Source organism: Klugiella xanthotipulae, assembly GCF_006716695.1.
GTDB lineage: Bacteria > Actinomycetota > Actinomycetes > Actinomycetales > Microbacteriaceae > Klugiella > Klugiella xanthotipulae.
In genome coordinates this window covers 1265008-1286297 of the sequence record NZ_VFPN01000001.1, presented here as the reverse complement: position 1 = coordinate 1286297, position 21290 = coordinate 1265008, and the positions used below count along the sequence as shown (strand labels likewise).

The window sequence follows — 21290 nt, the reverse complement described above, 5'->3', positions numbered from 1 at the left end:
GGTCACCGGAGGATGCTCCCGGGATGACCGCGGAGACGAGCAGAAACCGGTGTACGCATCGCACCGTGGATCATTAACAACGCGATTCCGCTGCTCCGGATGCCCGCAGGACATCCCCGCAACCCCCTGGTAGTAACCTCGCCACCGTCCTACACTGCGGAGAAAAGTACAGGAGCTTCTCATGAGCGGCATCACCCAGGATCTTGTTATTTTCCGGCATTTTGCGGCACCCCCGCGGCAGGTCTACCACGCGTTTATTGACCCGGACACAATTGCCGAGTGGTTTGGCCCGGACGGCTGGCACGTCCCACGCGACACCATCGCCGTGGATGCGCGGGCGGGCGGATATCAGCGCCTGGTCATGGTCAGCGATGACAATCCCGAGCTGACCGCCGTGGTGGACACCACATTCTCTGAGGTTATTGAGAACCTTCTCCTCGTGGCACACCAGGATGTCCCAGATATGGATGGCGACGGTACCATCACCCGCCTCACCACGAGCCTCACCTTCACCGAGGAGGGTTCGGGTACGCAGCTGGAACTGGTGCAGGGTCCGTTCAGCGCCGAGGTGGCGGCCGGTCCACGGAGTGGCTGGGAGGAGTCATTCGCGACCCTGGACCGCGTTCTTCAGAAGCGGGAGAAGTAGCGCGCCTCCCGCAGCAGGTGTGATCTGGAGCCGTGGGCTCTCGTCGGACAAAGATCGCTATTGGGCCTTCGAATTGCAGCCGCCATCAGGATTTCTTGTGATCTCCTCACGACTCCCTCCGGTCAGCACTTATCCACAGGCTGCACAGGTGGTCGTCAACGCCTGCGTGGAGTGGGTACCGTAGAGGGTGAAACGTGAACGCGAGATCTATGAAGGGACCAGCTGTATGGTTTACGAAGTGCAGGGCGTTGTTGTTCGCTCCAAAAACGCACCGGCCACAATCGAGACCATCCTGGTGCCCGAACCCGGCCCCGGGGAGGCTCTCGTTGACATCCTGACCAGCGGGGTCTGTCATACCGATCTGCACTACAAACAGGGGAGCATCAGCGATGATTTCCCGTTCCTATTAGGACACGAAGCCACTGGCATCGTGAGCGGTGTGGGGCCAGATGTGACCAACATCGCCGTGGGCGACCGCGTCATCCTCAACTGGCGCGCGGTGTGTGGCACGTGCCGCGCCTGCGCCAAGGGTAAACCCCAGTACTGCTTTAACACCCACAACGCCACCCAGAAAATGACCCTGAGAGATGGCACCGAGTTGTCACCCGCGCTGGGCATCGGTGCCTTCATCGAGAAGACCCTCGTGGCCGCCGGTCAGTGCACCAGAGTGGATACTGAGTCGGATGCGGCCGCAATCGGCCTGCTGGGCTGCGGCGTGATGGCCGGCATCGGTGCGGCCATCAACACGGGCGAGGTGCAGCGCGGCGAGTCGGTGGCCGTGATCGGCTGTGGTGGCGTGGGTATCGCGGCCATTGCGGGCGCTCAACTGGCCGGTGCCACCACCATCATCGCGGTCGATATCGACCAGGCCAAGGTAGACATGGCACTCTCGCTGGGGGCAACGCACGGGGTGAACTCTCGCGAGACCGATCCCGTGGAGGCTATCCGTGCGCTCACCGGCGGCAACGGTGCCGATGTTGTGATCGAGGCCGTTGGTCGGCCCGAAACCTATCGGCAGGCCTTCTACGCCCGCGACCTCGCCGGGCGCGTTGTCCTCGTGGGTGTGCCCACACCCGAGATGATGATTGAGCTACCCCTGCTAGACGTTTTTGGCCGCGGTGGGTCGCTCAGGTCTTCGTGGTACGGTGACTGCCTACCCAGCCGTGACTTCCCCATGCTGGTTGAGCAGTACGCACGTGGCCGCCTCAATCTGGATGCGTTTGTGTCGGAACGCATCGGGCTCGCCGATATCGAGTCGGCCTTCGAAAAAATGCACGCTGGCACAGTACTTCGATCGGTGGTTGAACTCTCATGACGGACACAACACACACAACAGGGACTCTCGCTCGCATCGAGCACCTGGTCACGAGCGGAAAATTCTCCCTCGATGGCGACGAGTGGGATGTTGATAACAACGTGTGGATCATCGGCGACGACACCACCGTCATCGTGATCGACCCCTCGCACGACGCCCGCGCAATTGCTGCGGCCGTTGGCGGCCGCGAGGTCGCCGCGATCCTGCTCAGCCACGGCCATGACGACCACATCCGCGCCGTTGGCGAGTTTGTGCGCACCAACGGCGCACCCGTCTACCTCAACAGCAACGACCGGATGCTGTGGAACGACGTCTACCCAATGCTCGCCCCGGACCACGACATCCGGGAGGGTGACACCTTTACGGTGGCGGATGTCACGCTCACCGCCCGGCATACCCCCGGTCACTCGCCCGGCTCGGTCAGCTTCTACTCCGCAGAGTTGGGCACCGTCTTCACGGGCGACACGCTCTTCCAGGGCGGCCCTGGGGCGACCGGACGTCTCTACAGCAGCTTTGACACCATCATCGAGTCGATCACCACCCAGTTGCTTACGCTCCCGGCCGAGACGGTGGTGCGCACCGGACACGGCGACACAACCACAATCGGGGCGGAGGCTCCGCAGCGCGACGAGTGGATTGCTCGGGGGCACTAAACCTGGGCGGTCGGGTCGATACGAAGAAGTGGCATCCGACTAGCTTTCCGCCGGACTCGCCGGGATTTCTACCGCGGAGCCCGTCACGATGATCCCGCCCGAGGGTGGGATGTCAACCGTCAGCAGGCTGGGTCGGCCCACGTGTTCGCCCTGATGGATGAGCACGCGCGCGGGCGCGGTGACCCGCCCGATTGCACGCAGGTAGGCCCCGACGGCCGCGGCGGCGGAGCCTGTGGCGGGGTCCTCGCGAACACGTCCGGCTGCGAAGGGGTTGCGGGCCACAAACTCCGCGGGTGAAAGTTCCCGCAGGGTGGTGATCGTGCCGGTCCAACCCTGGGTCTCTTTCAGGTCGCGCACGGCCGAGAAATCAAACGTGTAGGTGTCGAACCGGAGCGGGTCGGCAATCACGATCACGGGGTGCCAGTTGCCGGCGTACGACAGTCCGGGCGGGTACACGGGATTCAGGTCGGCACGGGTGAGACCGAGTACGGCGAGGAGGGCCTCGAACGCGGCGGCATCAAGGGGAGCCTGCTGCGGCTCGACGCTGGTGAAGGAGGCCCGTAGACCCTCGACGGTATCAGCCGTCTCAATCACAACGGGGCCGGCAGCCGTGTCGAAGGTAAAGGTCCCCTCGCCCTCCCGCTCGGCGAGTGCGGCAGCCGTGGCAACCGTGGCGTGCCCGCAGAACGGCACCTCAGCCACCGGCGAGAAATACCGCACGCGACTGCGGCGCGGGTCTCCACCCACGGAGCGCTCGGTGAGGAACGCCGTCTCGGCGTAGCCGATCTGCGCGGCGATCTCCTGCATCTCGGAGACGCCCAGGGCGGCAGCATCCAGCACAATTCCGGCGGGATTTCCCCCCTCGGGTCGGGTGGTGAAGGCGGCGTAGCGGAGGGCGGAGGAGAGCACAGTCATGACACGATTTTTTCACGCAACCCGAGAAACCACGAGAGGCCGGTTGCGGGTTCGTGGCCTGACACGCACAGGGGTGTTGGAGAGACGATGACCAGAGCCAGTCGCCACATCGAGCCCCAATGTCGGTGGCTTATGCTTTTATACCTATAGTTAACAGTGCCGCATGTGCTGGCGGCCCGCGCAGCTATAAGGAGATTCATGGCGCCCTCGCTTCTCGAACAACTGCCCGACATCGTGCGCGCTGGCAAACGCCAGGCGCAACAGATCCTCGCCCAGCTGGAGGGCGAACAGCGGGTCAGTCTACAAACCCGGGAGTTGGTCTTTCCCCATCGTGACGCGGCGGGGATGGATATCTTTACCTCGGGAGCGGGTCCAGAAGATGCTCTCAACCACCTGATCTACGGCGACAACCTCCTCGCCATCGCCGCCCTGCTGGCGGGTGACGAGCACACCCCCAGCCTGCGCGGGGCCGTTGACCTCATCTACATCGATCCGCCCTTCGATTCCAAGGCCGACTATCGCACCCGCGTGGAGCTTCCCGTTGGTGGGGTTGACCAGCGGCCCACCGTGGCCGAGCAGTTTGCCTACTCGGATACGTGGAAGAAAGGCACGGCTTCATACCTGGAGATGATCACGCCACGGCTCGTTCTGATGCGCGAATTGCTGAGCGAGAGCGGCTCGATTTACGTGCATCTGGACTGGCATGTGGGGCACTACGTGAAAGTGGTGCTTGACGAGATCTTTGGCAAGCAGAACATGCTCAACGACATCTCGTGGTTGTACGGTCTGGGCGGTAGCTCCTCGCGTTACTGGCCGCGTAAGCACGACCAGATCATGTGGTATTCCAAGGCTGTGGATGGGCAGTATTTTGTGGCCGACATGATCCCAGCCACCTCGAATCGGATGAAGGGCGAGTTGAAGAAGGCCCCCGACTACTGGGACATTCCCACACTCAACAACCAGGCACATGAGCGACTCAACTACGGCACCCAGAAGCCAGAGGCCCTCTTGGAGCGCATCATCGGCTCATCGTGCCCGCCCGGCGGGCTTGTCGCCGATTTCTTCTGCGGTTCCGGCACCACAGCGGCTGTGGCCGAGCGTCTCGGGCGACGCTGGGTGACGAGCGATATTGGTAAGCCTGCCACGATGATTACCCGCAAGCGACTCGTGGACCAGGATGCCCGCCCCTTCCTCTACCAGGCCATTGGCGACTACCAGGTTGAGCAGGCCCGCAGCACCCTCGGGCGTCGATTCAGCGTTGGCCAGCTCGCCAAAACCGTCCTGGAGGTCTACGGCGCACAGCCGCTACCCGCCGAGATCAGCGCCAACGGGTCCCTCGGCCGGATGCCGGGCACCTCCACACTCGTGTACGTGGACAGCCCCAGCAGATTGACCACGGCATCCACCCTGCTGCGAGCGCAAAGCTACCGCGACTCGGTGCTGGGCGGATGTGAGCGGGTGATTGTGCTGGGCTGGAATTTTGCCGAGGGTATCGGACAGACCGCGGCGGACCTGGACGATCCACGATTGGAGGTGCGGGTCATTCCGGCAAACCTACTGGACGAATTGAAGAAGAAGGGCCTCGACCGGCTGAGCCGCAACGGCAACATACGATTTGCCACTCTGCAATACGTGAGCGCCACCGCTGGCCGCAGCGTCATCAATTCGGAGTGGGAGTCGCTATCCGTCACCCTCGACAACTACGTGTTGCTTGACCCGTCCGCGATGCCGCTTGACGCGGCCAACCGGGCTCGGGTGATCGACGTGATGAACCGCGACCCACTCGCTCTGATTGAATACTGGGCAGTGGACCCCGACTACGACGGGATAACCTTCCGCTCGACCTGGCAGGACTACCGGGGCAACACGGCCAACGATGGCGATAGCCTGCACGTGGAAACGACCACCACACTGACTCAGCCGCGTGACGGGCGCACCGACACGGCCCGCACGGTGTGTGTCCGTGCCGTGGACGTGTTTGGGTACGAGTCTGAAACGGTGCTGCACCTGGGGGCGCTGGTGCCCGAGAGTGCCGTGGACACCGTGTCGGCCACCCCTCAAAAATCCGCAGCGGAGAACACAGCATGAACCTCCAGCGACACATTTTTCCGCTCGCAGAGCGGCTCGGGTTAGCCGTGGCCGACGATATAGCCGCGTTTGAGGCGGGGCTGCCCGCGCCCATCCTCACCCGGGTAACCCCCACGACCGCCGAGTTGCTGCGCTATTGGTTTGCACCCGAGTATCGCGACTCACGGCAGGTAAACTTTCATCGCGGACAGCGGGACGCCATCCTGCACATCATCTACGCCCACGAGGTGTTGGCCTGCACCAGTCTGAGGGACCTCTTCCAGCACCTCGCCCCAACAGCTCCCGAGGCGGGGCCGGAGGCCGGCGGGAGGCAACCCGGCTCGCAGCATCCGCTCTACGCCGCCAAAATGGCCACGGGAACGGGTAAGACCTGGGTCTTGAGCGCCCTGCTCGTGTGGCAGTATCTCAATGCCGCTGCCAGCCCCGAGGACGTTCGTTTCACACGAAACTTTTTGATCGTGACCCCGGGGTTGATCGTGTATGACCGGATGCTGGATGCTTTTCTCGGGCCACGCATCACGCCACCCCCGCCCGCGCCACACGGCCCAGCCACTCGCGGCCACGGCGCAGCCGCCCGGCTGGGTACCACCACGCCCAGCACCGGACAGCGCGATTTCTCGGGCAGCGACCTGTACCGCTTCCGTGACCTGTTCGTGCCCGATGGGTCTCGCACTGCCGTGTTCAGTTTTGTGCGGGGGAACGTGGTCACCAAAGAGGATATCGGGGTGCGCACAACCGGCTCGGGCGTCATAGCGATCACCAATTGGCACCTGCTCGCGGGAAAACGTGACCCCGGGATGCTTGACGAGGCCTACGCAGACACCACAGAGGCCGCCGAAAACGACGAGAACGACGCAACATCCACTGCCCGGACCGCCGCCCTCGCTATCGTGCCTCTGACACCGGGAACAGCAACGGGTAATGACCTGGACGCCCTCGACCGCCGCGCCCAACGCGGCCGCGCCATGCGTTGGCTCGCCGAACTGCCGAGCCTGCTCGTGTTCAACGACGAGGCGCACCACGCACGCTCGGCCCCCGCAGGGCAACGCGGAACGATCACCGGCGAGGCCGCCGCAGGCGAAGTTGAGTGGCACAAATCCCTCACCCGCCTGGCCACCCCGCTCGGTCGCCGCTTCATGCGGGTGGATTTCTCCGCGACACCGTACACTCCGACGGGCCGCGGCCGCAAAGACCGCGCCTACTTTCCACACATCGTGGTTGACTGCGACCTCCTGGATGCCATGAATCAGGGGTTGGTGAAATCGATTGTGCTGGATACCCGACGCGAGGTACTGGCACTCGGCGAGCACCCCCTCGACTTTCGGGCAGAACGGGATGAGCATGGCCGCGTCTCCTCTCTCTCGGCGGGCCAGCGGGTGATGCTCCGCGCGGGCCTCAGTAAACTGGATATTCTTGACCGCCAGTTTGCCGACGCGGGGCCCACTAAGCACCCCAAACTCCTCGTGGTTGTGGAAAACACGGAGGTATCACCCCTTGTGGAGGACTACCTCCTGGAGTGCGGGCTTGCACCCGATGACGTACTGCGGGTGGATTCGGGTCGGAAAGCTGAACTCGGCGAAGCGCAGTGGGCGCATCTGCGCGATCGGCTCGACGCGATTGACACTCAGCCCCACCCCCGCGTCATCATTAGCGTCCTCATGCTGCGCGAGGGGTTCGACGTCAATAATATCTGCGTGATCGTTCCGCTGCGGTCGAGCGCATCAGACATTCTGCTGGAACAGACCATCGGCCGCGGCCTTCGTCTCATGTGGCGGGGAGACCCGACCCTTGATGAGCTCAAACGCGACACCCGGGAGCGGATGCACGCACACCGCGAACCCACCAACTACCACGACGTTCTCTTTGTTGTTGAGCATCCGCGCTACGCCGATTTTTATCGCAACGAGTTGGGCGATGGGCTCGTCGCCCAGGTCGGTGACACGGAGGTGACCGCCCGCGGCGACGCCATCACGGTTGAGCGGCGTCCCGACTACGCGAACTTCGACGTTGCGGTACCGATCATCCTGCACACCGCAGACGAGCGGTTACGCCCACCCACCATCACGGTCGGCGAGCTCCCCCTCAGCCCCTACCTCCTCGACGACCTCCTCAGCCTCGCGGGGCGGCACGAGACGTTTGTGTCGCAGGATATCCAGGAAGGCACCCAGTTTGGCGAGTATCGCGTGGATGCGGGTGGATCGCCGACCCGCGGCTACAACGACTATCTCGCAGACGTGACGGCACGCGTGACCGGCACAAAAAATCGCAGCTTCACCCGAGACGGGCTACTCCGCCGACACCCCGCGCCCCGCCCGGTGCTCCCCCTCTACAGGCCGCTGGTTGCCCGGGTTGCCGACAACTATATCCGCACCCGGATGTTTGGCCGTGACTTCGACCCGCGGGCGGGCGACGCCTGGCGGGCGCTCCTGCCCGAGGCGGTCACGAACAATCTCGTTGGCACACTCACGGCTGCGCTCCTCTCGGCGCTCCACACCGAGACCGTCGGCGAGGCGGAGGTCCGCCACCGGCGAATATCCGAGGTTGTCAGCATCACAGCGCGCAGTAGCTCCGCCATCCCCGTCACCAAAAGCGTGTACCCGCTGCTTCCGGTCCCCTCGCGGGGCGGAGGGCTGGAACGGCTCTTCATCGAGTGGGCGGATGCCGACGGTGCCGTCGAGGCCCTTGTCAAGGTGCACGAACACCGGCACGATTTTCTGCGTCGGCCCTACCTCACCGCCCAACACGTCCCCGCCCACTACTCACCCGACTTCCTCGTGCGCACGGCCGAGTGCGTCTACGTGGTCGAGACGAAAGCGTCGAGCGCGCTGAGCGACGACAACGTTCGGCGCAAGGCGGATGCCGCCCGCGCCTGGTGCCACCAGCTGAACGAGTTGCCGGCCCACCATCGCGATCATCGCTCCTGGCACTACGTGATCCTCGATGAGGAGAGTGTGCGCAGCTGGCATTCCGGCGGTGGACGAGCGAGCGATCTATTGGCCCACGCACGACTGGTCCCACCGCAGGTGGGTGCCCCGGGGCGGCTCTTCTAATCAGCGGTGACGGCTGGAATAGGTGGCACGGCGGCGATCGAGCGAGTCCGGGGTGAGCTAGGAGTTGCCTTTCTGCCGTTCACGGATCAGGTCAGCCGCGGTGACCCGGTGGGAACGGTCGGGCAGGTCGTCGCCGGCAATTCCCGCGACAAGTTTACCGGGGTCGGTATCGAGAGCCACGGCGATGCGCACGATCGTTGTCAGGCTCGGATTGGCCTCACCCCGTTCGATCTTGCCCAGGTTCGTGAAGTGCATTGAGGCCAGATCTGCCAGGTCCATTTGGCTCACCTGAATCGCCAGACGATGCTCGCGAATGCGGCTGCCGAGGATGCGTGCGGCTTCGGAGTGAGGTGCGGACATAACATTCATGTTCGCGTGCCCCAAGCTTCTGTACCAGAGCGAATGTCAATGTAGTTTTTGTACCTGAAGAATACATGTTGAGCGTCCTCCACAGGCGGCACGCGACGAAAGTTCTCCACATCCTCATATTTACAAGGATTAATGACGGGTGCTACCCGATAGAACGGAGGTATGACTCGAACACCACACCTCGAAAAAATCCATGCGAACCCGCTTCGGTGCCACCTCCTCCGCGGCTGCGCGGGCCACCACCCGACGAAAAACCAGCTCTCTGAGGATGCGGAACGTCACCCGCCGTTCCCCTCCGGTGCGGTATCCGGATTACGAGACAGGGCAAGCAGCAGCGCCTCGGCCAGATGCAACCCGTGCACACCCGTGCCCTGCGATACCTGCGTGCGACACGAAAACCCGTCGGCCAACACGAGCGAACCCTTCCCCCGCTCACGTACCCGGGGAAATAGCTCACGCTCCGCCAGCGCCGTCGAAACCTCATAGTGGCCGGGCTCAAAACCAAAGTTACCGGCCAGGCCGCAGCATCCCCCGCCCACCTCGTCCGGCACGATACCCAGGCGTCGCAACACCTCACGATCCGGGTCGTACGACCCCTGAGCCGCCTGGTGACAGTGCACCTGGGCAATCGCAGGCAGGTCAAGCCGACCAAATGGCCAGGTTCCCGTGTGGCTGGCCACCACGTCGGCGAGCGTCACCACCTGCCGGGAGAGCGCGATCGCGCGCGGGTTTCCCGGCAGCAATTCGGTGATCCCCTTGGCAAGCATCACGGTACAGGACGGCTCCAGGCCGATGATCGGGATGCCGGAGTCGAGGGCCTCCCCCAGGGCGTCAAGCGTCTGCGCAACCACCTTCGCGGCCCGCGTGAGCTGACCGGTGGAGTGCCAGGTGAGGCCGCAACACACCTGCCCCTGCGGCAGGATCACGCGGTAGCCCAGCGCCTCCAACACCTCGACGGCCGCGCGGCCCACGCCAGGGGTACTGAAGTTGGTGAACGTGTCGGGCCAGAGCATCACGGTGGGTCGCGGGCTGTCAGCACCTCCGGGAACCCCGCCCCGTATCGCCGGGGCGGCCGAGGTATCACCTGCTCGCTCCCGCCGCCTCAGCCAGACACGCAGGGTCTCGGGGGCGCAGTGGATCATACGTCGGCGGGGTTCAATACCACCGACACGTTTGACCAGTTCCTCGACGGGGCGGAACCCGAGCAGCCCGTTGACCACCCGGGCCGAGCCGGGCAGCCGCTCCAACGCCCGCAGAATCAGCGGCAACCAGCCCATGACGTAGTGCGCCGTGGGCCGCAGCCGGTGGCGGTAGTGGTGGTGCAAAAACTCGGCCTTGTAGCTGGCCATATCCACGTTGACCGGGCATTCCGTGGCGCAGGCCTGACACGAGAGGCACAGATCAAGCGCCTCCCGTGTTTCTCGGGAGCGCCAGCCATCGGTGACAAGTTCGCCACGCAGCATCTCGGAGAGCATCCGGGCACGACCGCGTGTGGAGTGCACCTCATCGCCCGTGACCTGGAAGGAGGGGCACATCGGCCCCGCCTCCGACCGGCAAGCTCCCACACCCACGCAGCGGTTCACCGCACTCAAAAACGAACCGCCATCGCCAGCGAGCGCGTGCACGGGAGTGAGATCAAAGAGGCGACTACCCGGTCCGGGGCGGATCCCCTGGGTGATCGGTTCTGGAGCCACCAGGATGCCGGGGTTAAAACATCCAGAACCGTCAAATATGGCTTTGAACTGGGTAAAAGCCGCCAGCACCCGGGGCGAGTAGAGGGTGGGCAGCAGGGCCGAACGGGCCCGACCGTCCCCGTGCTCACCGGAAACCGAGCCCCCGTAGCGGGCCACGAGTCGGGCGGCCTCCTCGATGAACGCGCGGTAGCGCTCAACACCCTCCGTCGTACCCAGAGTGAAATCAATGCGAATGTGCACACAGCCCTCACCAAAGTGCCCAAACGGGATGCCCCGCAGGCCGTGCGCATCCAGGACCCCATACAGGTCGCGCAGGTAGTCGGCCAGATGCTCGGGCGGGACCGCGGAGTCCTCCCACCCGGGCCACGCCTCGCCGCCGTCGGGCAGGCGCGTCACAATACCCGCCCCGGCCTCGCGGATACGCCACAGCGCCCGCGCCTGAACCGGGTCGGTCACAACCGTGAACCCCACAATCTGCCCGCCCGTGAGTAGTTCAGCAACAAGCCCGCGAGCAGCCGCGGCGACCTCAGCGGCGGAGGCCCCACCCAGCTCCACATACAGCCAACCGCCACCCCGGGGTAGTTCGGCCCCCGCGCTCCCGGCACCGGGTCGAGCGTGCAGCGCCTCCAACAGATCGGCGCCCATCCCCTCGATTGTCAACACCTCGGGGCGGCGCAGTCGGGGTGCGATCTCGGCGGCGGCAAACACGTCTACGCAGCCGAGCACCACGAGGGCCGTTGCGGCGGGTGGTTGCACGAGGCGCACCGTGAGCTCGGTCATCACGCCGAGGGTGCCCTCAGAACCGGCGAGCGCCCTGGCCACGTTGAAGCCGTTCTCGGGCAAGAGGTGGTGCAATCCGTAACCGGATACCTGACGAGCGAACCGCCCCAGTTCGGTGCGGAAGACGGCGAGGTTGCGGTCACGCAGGTTCCGCAGTTGCTCCTCAATAACCGGGTCATCGCAGCCGGTCTCGGTTGCGGTGATGATGCGACCATCCGCGAGCATCATGGTCACGGAGAGGATATTGTCGGCCGCGGTCCCCCAGGCGACCGAGTGCGACCCGCACGCGTTATTGGCCACCATCCCCCCCACGGTGCACCGGGAGTGTGTTGACGGGTCCGGACCGTAGGTGAGACCGTGGGCCGCAGCCGCGGCGCGGAGGGCATCGCAGATCACACCGGGCTGGACGGTGGCGGTGCGCGCAACGGGGTCAACCCCGAGGATGCGGTTAAAGTGGCGGCTCGTGTCGATGACAAGACCGTCACCGATAGCGTTACCGGCCACGGAGGTTCCACCACCGCGCAGTGTCACGGGCCACCCGCGCTCACGGGCGATGACGAGCGCCTCGGCGATCTCGGTGACGCTGTGCGGCTCCACGATGGCCGCGGGGACCCGCCGATAGATGGACGCATCCGACACGTAGGCGGCGCGGGAGGCCAGATCATCGCGCAGGCTCACTGGGCTCACGTCATCTCCTTCGCAACCGGACGCCATTGTGTTGTAGGGGGAGGCCTCTGACGGAGACTACCCCAGGAGTGCTCTGCGGCACGAGAGTTTTATCTGAGGGTGTGCCGCTGTGTTCCCCCGGGTAACCCGCACACCCGGCCGCTTCACCATATGCCGAGAACCGTATATTCCCTCGCTCGTTCACAGGAATCCTGACCTTACCCGGTTATGCTGTCGTCATGCCGACACACGCCCTCAGCTTCGATGCTCCCGAGGACCCGACAACATCCCTCACCGATCAGGTAAAACGGTCGGTGCGCGCGGCCATAGCGTCCGGCAACATGAAGCCGGGAGAACTGTATTCAATTTACCAGTTGGCGGATGCCTTCAACGTCTCCCGCTCCCCCGTGCGCGACGCGATGGTGCGGCTGGAGGAGGCCGGGCTCGTGCGCTTCGAACGCAACCGGGGTTTCCGTATCCTGCAGTCCCGCCCCGAGGATGTCGCCGAGATCTTCGCCATGCGCATCGCCCTGGAGGTGCCCTCGGCCCGCCGCGCGGCACTCGTGATCGCATCCGGTGAGTCCCTCATCACCGTTCCCGACGACGGATTCTCTGCCGAGGGGGGTGCGACTATCCAACTCGCCGACGCCCTCCGCAACGAGATCAATCAGATGCAGGCGGCCAGCGAGGAGGGGGACGAGGACGGTTTCTTCCACCACGACCAGCGGTTCCATGACCTCATCATGCACGCGGCCCGCAACAACCACCTGCGCGACTCGGTCAACCGGATGCGCGTCTCCACCCGCATCCTCGGCTCGTCAACGGCGGGCGTGGACCGCACCCTCGCCACCATCGCCCACGAACACGATCCCATCTTCACCGCGATCTGTGCCGGCGAGGCGGAGGCCGCCGCCGCCGCGATGCGCACCCACCTGGCCACGACGGGCCGTCTCCTGGTGAAGCAGGCTGTCAACAAGCAGGGTCTCGACCTGGACGGCGAGCAGATCTGGGCGCAGATGACGGTCGGATACTAGGCGCATCATGGCTGACTCCGGCAATAAGACCCGCCCCCACGATGGCAGCATCGAGGAGTTTATCGCGAACCTGAAGCGCGACGCACAACGCCAGGACTGCCTACAACTCGTGGATCTCATGCGCGCGGTGACGAACGAGGAACCCCGAATGTGGGGGCCCAGCATCATCGGCTTTGGCGAACACCACTACGTGTACGCATCCGGCAGGGAGGGAGACTCCCCGATCATGGGCTTTGCGCCCCGTCAGGGCAAGCTCTGTCTCTACCTGCCACGCAACGCCTCGGAATACGCTCACCGGCTCACTGAGGTCGGCCCACACACCACGGGGGTGGCGTGCATCTACGTCCGCACACTCGCCGACCTCGATCTGGCTGCCCTAGAGCGGTTGCTTCGAGACGCCTTCCTCGCGGGCCCGGAAACCCGCGGGCCTGGATCCGCATAGCGATGATGTGGTTAGTCGATCACCCCGAGCCTCCTCAGCCGCGCCAGCACCTCGGCCCCGGCCGGCGGGCAACGGTGCAGTTCAGCGGTTGAGGCCCAGTGCAACTCGCTCACCTCGGCGGAGGCCACCGGTTGCTCCCCCGTCCTGGCCAAGAAAATCGTCATTCGCACGAGACGACCCGCGGGCTCCCCGTGTGCCTGTGTCACCACCGTAAACATCTCGCTCAACGCCGACTCGGTGAGCGCCAAGCCCACCTCCTCCCTCGCCTCACGGGCCGCGGCCTGGGGCAGGGTTTCCCCCGCATCCACCTTGCCACCGGGCATGTAGATCACGTCGCGGCCGCGCGCGGTCACCATGAGCACGCGGCGATTCCGGATGAGTGCGATGGCGGCCACCAGGATGTCTGGCATCTCCGCACCCGGCAGGTCACCGGCAGCGCTCCCTACCAAATGGTCACCCGTGCGGCCGGGTCAAGCCAGAGGGCATCTCCCTCCACAACCTCAAAAGCCGAGTAGAACTCGTTGATGTTGCGCACGATCTGGTTGCAGCGGAACTCGTTGGGTGAGTGCGGGTCAATCGTCAGCAGACGGATGACCTCCTCGTCACGTCCCTTCTGCTGCCAGGCCTGCGCCCAGGACAGGAAGAAGCGCTGGGCGGCGCTGAGGCCGTCAATCACGGGAGGCTCCTGACCGCCGAGGGACAACAGGTACGCCTCCCACGCGATTGAGAGGCCGCCGAGGTCACCAATATTTTCGCCGATTGTGAGCTCGCCATTCACAAAGTTGTCGGGCACCTGGGCCGGGGCGAGGGCGTTGTACTGGTCAATGAGCGACGCCGTACGCTGCTCGAAGGCCGCGCGGTCGGCATCCGTCCACCAGTCGGTGAGTTTGCCGTCGCCGTCGTAGCGCGAACCCTGATCGTCGAAGCCGTGACCAATCTCGTGACCGATCACGGCACCGATGGCACCATAGTTGGCGGCTGCATCCCGCCCCACGTCAAAGAACGGAGCCTGCAGAATAGCCGCAGGGAAGACGATCTCGTTGAAGCCGGGGTTGTAGTAGGCGTTGATGGTCTGCGGGGTCATAAACCACTCGTCGCGGTCGATGGGGCTGCCGATTTTGTCAAGCTCGCGACGAAACTCCATCTCGGAGACCCGGCGCGCATTGAGCACGGGGTTGGCCGCGTCCACCTCCAGCATCGAATAGTCGCGCCATTTCACGGGGTAGCCCACCTTCGGGGTGAACTTATCCAGCTTCTGCAGCGCACGCTCGCGCGTCTCCGCCCCCATCCAATCCAGGCCGGTGATCGAGTTGCGGTAGGCCTCAATGAGGTTGCCCACGAGATCATCCATCGCCCGCTTGGCCCGCGTATCAAAGTGCCGCTCCACGTAGACCTGGCCAATCGCCTCACCCACGGCACCCTCCGTGAAAGCCACGGCCCGCTTCCACAACTCACGCTGATCCGGCGTGCCCGTGAGGGCCGTACCGTAGAAGTCGAAGTTGGCCCGCGAGATCTCCTCGGAAAGGTACGCGGCCGACGAACGCACAATCTGCCAGACGAGCCAGTTACGCCACGCGGGTAGGTTTTCTTCGCTCAGGAGATCGGTGATTCCCGTGATAGCGGAGGGCATCCCCGCCACCACCTCGGCAAACGAGGACTCCGGGATACCGATCTCGCCCAGATACTGCGACCAGTCGAGCGCCGGGGTGAGGTGCCGCAGCTCGGTGAGCGTGCGCAGATTGTAAATCTTCTGGATGTCGCGGCTCTCGACATTGTTCCAGTGCACCTTCGCGATGCGGGTCTCCAGCTCGAAAATGCTAGCGGCTGCCGCAGCCGCATCGGCGATACCGACGAATGTAAGCATTCGTTCCAGGTGGCTCCGATACGCGGCGCGTACCTCCGCAAACTGCTCCTCCCGGTAGTAGGCCTCGTTGGGCAGACCGATGCCGCCCTGCATCACAAAGATGATGTAGCGCTCGGGGTCACCCGGATCGTTATCGACCCCCATCCCCAAGAATCCGCTGGTTCCTGCGCGCTCCAGGCGAGCGGTGAGACCGACAAAATCGCGGATGTTCGACACGGCGAGCGCCCGCGCCACATCCTCCGCGATGGGCTGAACGCCCCGGGCGTTACGGCCCTCTGCATCCATGAAACTCGCGTAGAGGTCACCGATCTTGCGCTGCTCGGTGCCGGGCTCTGCGGATTGGGCCTCCACGATGATGTCGCGCACGGCCCGCTCAGCCTCCTCGGCGAGTTCGGTGAACGCACCGTAGCGCGCCTTGTCGCCGGGGATCTCGGTACGGTCGATCCACCGACCGTTCACATGCCGAAAAAGGTCGTCCTGGGGCCGGATGCTCGGGTCGAGCTCTGCCAGGTTGATGCCGGAGGGGAGGTGATCTGTCGAGTTCTGAGCCATGCCCACTACCCTATGCCGTGCGGCTATCACTCGGCCATGCGGCAACCGGGACTGTGGAGAGGCGGGCACCCTCACCGGGCTGTGGAGGGGAGTCTGCGCCCGCCACCCTCTGCACTGCGTGACCCCTCCAGTAGCCTGGAGCGCATGAGGCTCACCGACACCGACCGCTCCATCGGTCGTCTGGCGATCCCGGCGCTCGGCGCGCTCATCGCCGAGCCCCTCTTTCTGCTCGCGGACTCCGCGCTGGTGGGCCACCTCGGGGCGGCACAGCTGGGCGGCGTGGCGGTCGCCGCCGCCATCCTACAGACCGTGATCGGCCTGATGGTGTTTCTCGCCTACGCCACCACCCCGCTCGTTGCCCGGCGAATGGGGGCCGGTGACCCCCGCGGTGCCGTGGCGGTGGGCATTGACGGCCTGTGGTTTGCGGGCGCTCTCGGCCTCGTGGTCGCTGCGGTGGGGGGCCTCGGTGCCACCCCGCTCATCGCCCTCGTGAACCCGTCCCCCGAGGTCGCCGAACACGCACACACCTTCCTCACGGTCTCGCTTCTGGGCGTGCCCGCGATGCTCATTGTCTTCGCCGCCACTGGCCTGCTCCGCGGGATACAGAACACCATTACTCCGCTCTGGGTTGCGCTCGGCGGCTGCGTGCTCAACGTGGGCCTCAACGCCGTGCTCATCTACGGCCTCGGCTGGGGTGTGCTCGGTTCGGCGATCGGCACGGTTGCGGTGCAGTGGGGGATGGTCGCGGTCTACGTCATCGTTTGTGTGCGGCTGGCCCGACGGGTGGGGGCGACCCGGCGACCCAGCCTGGCCGGTATCCGCCTCGGGGCCGCCAACGGCGGGTGGCTATTCGTGCGCACGCTCAGCCTGCGCGCATCCCTGCTGATCACGATTTTTGTGGCCACGAAACTCGGCACAGACGAGCTCGCGAGCTACCACGTGGTCTACACCCTCTTCTCGACGGCCGCGTTTGCCCTCGACTCGATTGCCATCGCCGCCCAGGCGCTCGTGGGCACGAGTTTGGGCGCGGGTGACCGTGAGCGTACGCGTCTCATCGTGACCCGCTGCATCCGCTGGGGGGTCCGATGCGGCCTGGCCGGGACCCTCCTGATGGCAGCTCTCAGCCCGGTGCTGGGAAACCTTTTTTCACGCGATCCGCAGGTGCTCGGGATGCTCACACCGGCCATCCTGGTGATGTCCCTCAGCCTGGGCCTCGGCGGCTACGTCTGGGTGGTTGACGGCGTGCTGATGGGGGCGGGGGATGTCCGTTACCTGGCCGCCGTCGGCGCGGTGAACCTTCTCCTCTACCTGCCTATTGCCGCGGCGGTATGGCGGTGGGCTCCCGGTGGTGTCGGCGGCGTCTGCCTGCTCACCGCCTCCTTCACAATCGGCTACATGCTTGTTCGGGCATGTACTCTGGGATTGCGCGTGCGTGGGAATAAATGGATAGCCATAGCGGCATAAATGCGGATTCTCACCCGTTTATCGACTCACGGGTCGGGAACCGGGCCCGTCGTATCCCCCGCGTGCAGCACCGAGTGGTATCGCAGCCGCTCCGGCTGCTCCCCGGCGACGAGCGCGAGCGCCGCACGGCCCGCAGCCCGTCCCTTCTCCTGGGCGGGCTGGATCATGGTGCTTAGATCTCGATCACTCAACCCATCGAGCCGGATGCCGTCAAACCCGATCACGCTCACATCGGCAGGCACCCGTAACCCCAGTTCTCCTGCAGCACGAATCATGCCGAGCGCCAGGAGATCACTCTGCGCAATGATCGCGGTGGGTCGGGCGGATGCCGCACACGCGCCGCCCTCGCCGTATCGCGGAGCGTCCGCCCCACCCAGTAATTCGTGACCGGCCACCCGACCCTCCTCAACGAGGCTCGCGGCACACACGATGGTGTGGGCCTCCGGGAACACCTCGCGCACCCCGAGCAGACGCTCGACCGCGACAAAGTTGTGGCCGGGAACAGGGTCGGCCGCGGCGAGCGCGCGGTGAACCCGCGGTCGATCAAGGGGAAGGGTGAGGGTGGCGACACGGCGATGGCCCAGATCGTAGAGGTGCTGGGCGGCAGCGCGGGAGGCCCCCCGATTATCGGAGTCAACCGCGAACACATCACTCTCCACGCGCCCCTCCAGTTCCACGAGGGGGAGCCCGCGGCGACGCGCCTGCTCAATCGAGTCGAGGGTCCCCGTGCTACAGCCGAAAAGGATGACGGCATCTACCGGGGCCGTGGCGATGCTGAGTGGACCGGCTGCCACGTCGCCGAGCAGGGCGAGACCCGAACCGGCAGCGCCCACCTCCTCGGCGATGCCATCGAGAAGCGAAATGCGCACGGGGTCACGAAAAGCCTCACCCAGCCGCTCCTCCAGAACCACCCCGATCAGGCCGCTGCGCCCGCGCCGCAAGGAGGCGGCGCGCGGATCTGGTCCGGTGTAGCCCAGCTCGGCGGCGGCGGCGTGCACCCGCAGGCGCATGGCATCCGAGACGGGACCGCCCTCGCCGAAGGCAATCGACACCGTCGAGGTACTCACTCCGGCGAGCCGCGCCACATCGGCGAGGGTGACACGGCGGGCCGGTGAGCCCGCGGCTTGACGGGAAGAGGTCATACGCGTTAGCTTAGTCGAATCGTTTCGAATTCGAAACGATTCGATCTCGATTCGCCCCACAAACCACGCCCCAGAGAAAGCTCCCGGATGCCCCACCCCGCCACCTCCGCCACCCCCGCGGCCTCGCGTCACACCACAATCGGCTGGCGCAACGGGGTCTTTGCCGTGTTTGCGCTGTGCGGATTTGGTATTGCTAATTGGCTCAGCCGCGTCCCAACAGTGCGAGACACGCTGGGGGCCAGCACGAGCGAGATGGGGGTGATTATCCTGGGTATCGCCATCGGCTCTATCAGCGGACTGCTGCTCTCCAGCCATGTGGTTGCCCTCCTGGGGCCGCGCCGCACGATTGCCGTCTTTCTCAGCTCAAGCGTGTGGGGCCTCCCCCTCGCCGCCCTCGCCGTGGCCGGTGATAGTGCGCTCGGTGCCGTCGTAGCACTGGCGCTCTTCGGCGCGGGCTACAGCATCTGCGATGTGGCAATGAATGTATCCGGTGCCGCGAACGAACGCGCAATCGGCCGCACAATCATGCCCCTGTTCCACGCCCTCTTCAGTGGCGGGACCGTGCTGGGTGTGGCCACGGGCACCCTGGCCGAGGTGGCCGACCTGCCCATCCTGATCCATATGCTCGCCACCGCCGTGCTCGTCTCCGGTGGTGCCCTGCTCAGCGTGCGCTACTTCCCGCACAACGAAACCGCCGCCCACTCGACCGCCGATACCGCCGAAATCGCCCTCACCTGGAGGGATCGCCTGGCCGTCTGGACCCAACCGCGCACCCTCCTCCTCGGAGTGATCGTCCTGGGCATGGCCTGGGCCGAGGGCTCGGCCAACGACTGGCTGCCGCTCGCCCTCGTGGATGGTCACGGGCTCGACAACGCACTTGGTGCCGCCGTACTCGGCATCTTCCTCGCCGCCATGACCGTCGGTCGCATTGTGGGCGGCCCCCTACTCGACCGCTTCGGTCGGGTGGCCGTCCTGCGCACATGCGCCGCCCTGGCCGCGGTGGGCCTGTCCATCGTGATCTTCGTGTCGGTACCCTGGCTCGTCATCCTCGGCGTGGTTCTGTGGGGCCTCGGTGCCTCCCTCGGCTTCCCGGTGGGGATGTCCGCCGCCGCCGACGACCCCCGCTCGGCCGCCGCCACGGTGAGTGCCGTCGCCACAATTGGCTACCTCGCCTTCCTCGTCGGCCCGCCCGCCATCGGCTTCCTGGGTGAACATATCGGCCTGCTCAACGCCCTGATTCTTGTGCTCGTGCTCATCGTGCTCGCGGGCCTCGCCTCACACGCCGCCCGCACCCCCGCAAAAACATCGTCACCCGGGTAACGTCCCGGTAAGATGTGTGGGTGCGAGTGGTGATAGCAAAGTGTTCCGTTGACTACGCGGGTCGGTTAAACGCCCACCTTCCCCTCGCCACCCGGCTCCTCATGCTCAAGGGCGATGGCAGTGTGCTCATCCACTCGGATGGCGGCTCCTACAAACCCCTCAACTGGATGAGCCCGCCCTGCACCCTCAGTGCCATCGAGGTCGAGCCCGACCAGGCGGAGGCCGGCATCACCGAAATCTGGAAGGTCACCCACGCCAAAACGGCGGACCTGCTCGTCATCAACATCCACGAGATGTTCAGCGATACCAGCCACGACCTCGGCGTAGACCCCGGGCTCATTAAGGACGGCGTGGAGGCCGACCTCCAGAAGCTGCTCGCCGAACACATCGAAACCCTCGGCGAGGGCCACACCCTCGTGCGGCGCGAGTACTACACGGCTATCGGACCGGTCGATATCCTCGCGCGAGACGCGATGGGTGTCCACGTGGCCGTCGAGCTCAAGCGCCGCGGTGATATCGACGGCGTTGAACAGCTCACCCGCTACCTCGAACTCATGAACCGCGACCCGCTCCTGGCTCCCGTGACGGGAGTCTTTGCCGCGCAGGAGATCAAACCTCAGGCACGCACGCTCGCCGAGGATCGCGGCATCCGCTGCGTCGTGCTCGATTACGACGCCCTCCGCGGCCTCGCCAACCACAACACTCTCTTCTAAGCCCGCACCCTCGATAGCATCGTTGCTATGGCTCATCGCGATAACGAAACCCCGCCCGAGACGCCCTCGGGCGGTGCGCTCCCGGATGGCAGCGCCCCCAGTGTGGTTCCCGAAGGGGTCACGGCCGACTACCGCAACGACGCGGCCCGGGCCGCACTCGACACCCTCATGGCAAGCCCCGACTACACCACACTCGCCGCGTTTTTACGGGCTATTAGCACCGACTACCTCGTGGTTGACGTGAGCGGGTCGCGGCATAAGAAGGGCACCCGCATCCGCACCGTGCGCTCCACTCAGGGCCAGCTCATCCTGCCGCTGTTCACCTCGATGGCCGAGCTACGCGCCGCGGTTCCCGTGGCCCAGCGCAGCACCGTGCAGGGTGCCGTGATGCCCGCCATCACCGCCCTCACGCTCATCACCACCGACTCGTTTGTCGCCGCACAGTTTGACGCGGGCTCGGCCAAATTTATTGTGCTGCGAAAGTTCATCTCCCGTATCCTCACGGGGGAGGAGATCACGGCCGAGGCCCTCGAAAAGAAGTAGGCCCCTCCCGCCCCGACGCAGCCCGGCACCAGAGCGGCCG

General features: G+C 65.2%; 17 protein-coding genes. 11 read left to right on the top strand and 6 right to left on the bottom strand.

Going from position 1 to position 21290, the window contains the following annotated elements; all coding sequences use genetic code 11:
* The first annotated feature begins 181 nt into the window (after positions 1-181).
* From FB466_RS05835 to FB466_RS05825, 3 genes are all read left to right on the top strand, one after another.
* Positions 182-646 (top strand): SRPBCC family protein, encoded by a 465-nt coding sequence (locus FB466_RS05835; RefSeq protein ID WP_141916600.1) that lies wholly within the window; start codon positions 182-184, stop codon positions 644-646.
* Positions 647-872: 226 nt separating this feature from the next.
* Positions 873-1961, top strand: a complete 1089-nt coding sequence (locus tag FB466_RS05830) for an S-(hydroxymethyl)mycothiol dehydrogenase (protein ID WP_141916599.1) — start codon at positions 873-875, stop codon at positions 1959-1961.
* Positions 1958-2614 (top strand): MBL fold metallo-hydrolase, encoded by a 657-nt coding sequence (locus tag FB466_RS05825; RefSeq protein WP_141916597.1) that lies wholly within the window; start codon positions 1958-1960, stop codon positions 2612-2614. The genes FB466_RS05830 and FB466_RS05825 overlap by 4 nt, the downstream gene beginning before the upstream one ends.
* 39 nt (positions 2615-2653) lie before the next feature.
* Here FB466_RS05825 and FB466_RS05820 read toward each other — a convergent pair whose 3' ends face one another.
* Positions 2654-3529: a PhzF family phenazine biosynthesis protein gene (locus tag FB466_RS05820; RefSeq protein WP_141916596.1), complete on the bottom strand. Its 876-nt coding sequence runs from the start codon at positions 3527-3529 to the stop codon at positions 2654-2656.
* Between the two features lie 198 nt (positions 3530-3727).
* On the opposite strand from FB466_RS05820, the gene FB466_RS05815 reads away from it, so the two are divergent.
* A complete protein-coding gene (locus FB466_RS05815; protein WP_141916594.1) occupies positions 3728-5617 on the top strand; it encodes a DNA methyltransferase in 1890 nt (629 codons plus the stop codon).
* The gene (locus FB466_RS05810; protein ID WP_141916592.1) at positions 5614-8667 is read left to right on the top strand and encodes a DEAD/DEAH box helicase family protein; all 3054 of its coding nucleotides are present in this window, start codon (positions 5614-5616) and stop codon (positions 8665-8667) included. The genes FB466_RS05815 and FB466_RS05810 overlap by 4 nt, the downstream gene beginning before the upstream one ends.
* Positions 8668-8724: 57 nt before the next feature.
* Here FB466_RS05810 and FB466_RS05805 read toward each other — a convergent pair whose 3' ends face one another.
* Entirely contained in the window at positions 8725-9027 is a 303-nt protein-coding gene (locus FB466_RS05805) for a helix-turn-helix domain-containing protein (protein WP_141916591.1), read from the bottom strand.
* A gap of 287 nt (positions 9028-9314) precedes the next feature.
* Positions 9315-12197: an FAD-binding and (Fe-S)-binding domain-containing protein gene (locus FB466_RS05800; RefSeq protein ID WP_246054533.1), complete on the bottom strand. Its 2883-nt coding sequence runs from the start codon at positions 12195-12197 to the stop codon at positions 9315-9317.
* Positions 12198-12415: 218 nt separating this feature from the next.
* On the opposite strand from FB466_RS05800, the gene FB466_RS05795 reads away from it, so the two are divergent.
* Together FB466_RS05795 and FB466_RS05790 are read left to right on the top strand one after the other, a co-directional pair.
* Positions 12416-13210: a GntR family transcriptional regulator gene (locus FB466_RS05795; protein WP_141916589.1), complete on the top strand. Its 795-nt coding sequence runs from the start codon at positions 12416-12418 to the stop codon at positions 13208-13210.
* A gap of 7 nt (positions 13211-13217) precedes the next feature.
* Positions 13218-13652 (top strand): DUF1801 domain-containing protein, encoded by a 435-nt coding sequence (locus tag FB466_RS05790; RefSeq protein ID WP_141916588.1) that lies wholly within the window; start codon positions 13218-13220, stop codon positions 13650-13652.
* 11 nt (positions 13653-13663) lie between these two features.
* Here FB466_RS05790 and FB466_RS05785 read toward each other — a convergent pair whose 3' ends face one another.
* A complete protein-coding gene (locus tag FB466_RS05785) occupies positions 13664-14062 on the bottom strand; it encodes an NUDIX hydrolase (protein WP_141916587.1) in 399 nt (132 codons plus the stop codon).
* A gap of 32 nt (positions 14063-14094) precedes the next feature.
* Complete coding sequence (locus FB466_RS05780; RefSeq protein ID WP_141916586.1) at positions 14095-16068, bottom strand: M13 family metallopeptidase; 1974 nt, start codon at positions 16066-16068, stop codon at positions 14095-14097.
* Positions 16069-16212: 144 nt separating this feature from the next.
* Between FB466_RS05780 and FB466_RS05775 the strand changes: the two genes are divergently transcribed.
* Positions 16213-17532 carry an MATE family efflux transporter gene (locus FB466_RS05775; RefSeq protein WP_141916584.1) on the top strand — a complete coding sequence of 440 codons (1320 nt, stop codon included), beginning with the start codon at positions 16213-16215 and terminating at the stop codon, positions 17530-17532.
* 26 nt (positions 17533-17558) lie between these two features.
* On the opposite strand, the gene FB466_RS05770 is transcribed toward FB466_RS05775, so the two are convergent.
* The gene (locus tag FB466_RS05770; protein WP_141916582.1) at positions 17559-18674 is read right to left on the bottom strand and encodes a LacI family DNA-binding transcriptional regulator; all 1116 of its coding nucleotides are present in this window, start codon (positions 18672-18674) and stop codon (positions 17559-17561) included.
* 87 nt (positions 18675-18761) lie between these two features.
* Here FB466_RS05770 and FB466_RS05765 point away from each other — a divergent pair, with 87 nt between their 5' ends.
* The 3 genes from FB466_RS05765 to FB466_RS05755 are packed head-to-tail and all read left to right on the top strand — an operon-like array spanning position 18762 to position 21250.
* Complete coding sequence (locus tag FB466_RS05765) at positions 18762-19994, top strand: MFS transporter (protein ID WP_141916580.1); 1233 nt, start codon at positions 18762-18764, stop codon at positions 19992-19994.
* 20 nt (positions 19995-20014) lie between these two features.
* Positions 20015-20707 carry an endonuclease NucS gene (gene nucS / locus FB466_RS05760; RefSeq protein WP_141916578.1) on the top strand — a complete coding sequence of 231 codons (693 nt, stop codon included), beginning with the start codon at positions 20015-20017 and terminating at the stop codon, positions 20705-20707.
* 27 nt (positions 20708-20734) lie between these two features.
* A complete protein-coding gene (locus FB466_RS05755; protein ID WP_141916576.1) occupies positions 20735-21250 on the top strand; it encodes an SseB family protein in 516 nt (171 codons plus the stop codon).
* The last annotated feature ends 40 nt before the right edge of the window (positions 21251-21290 follow it).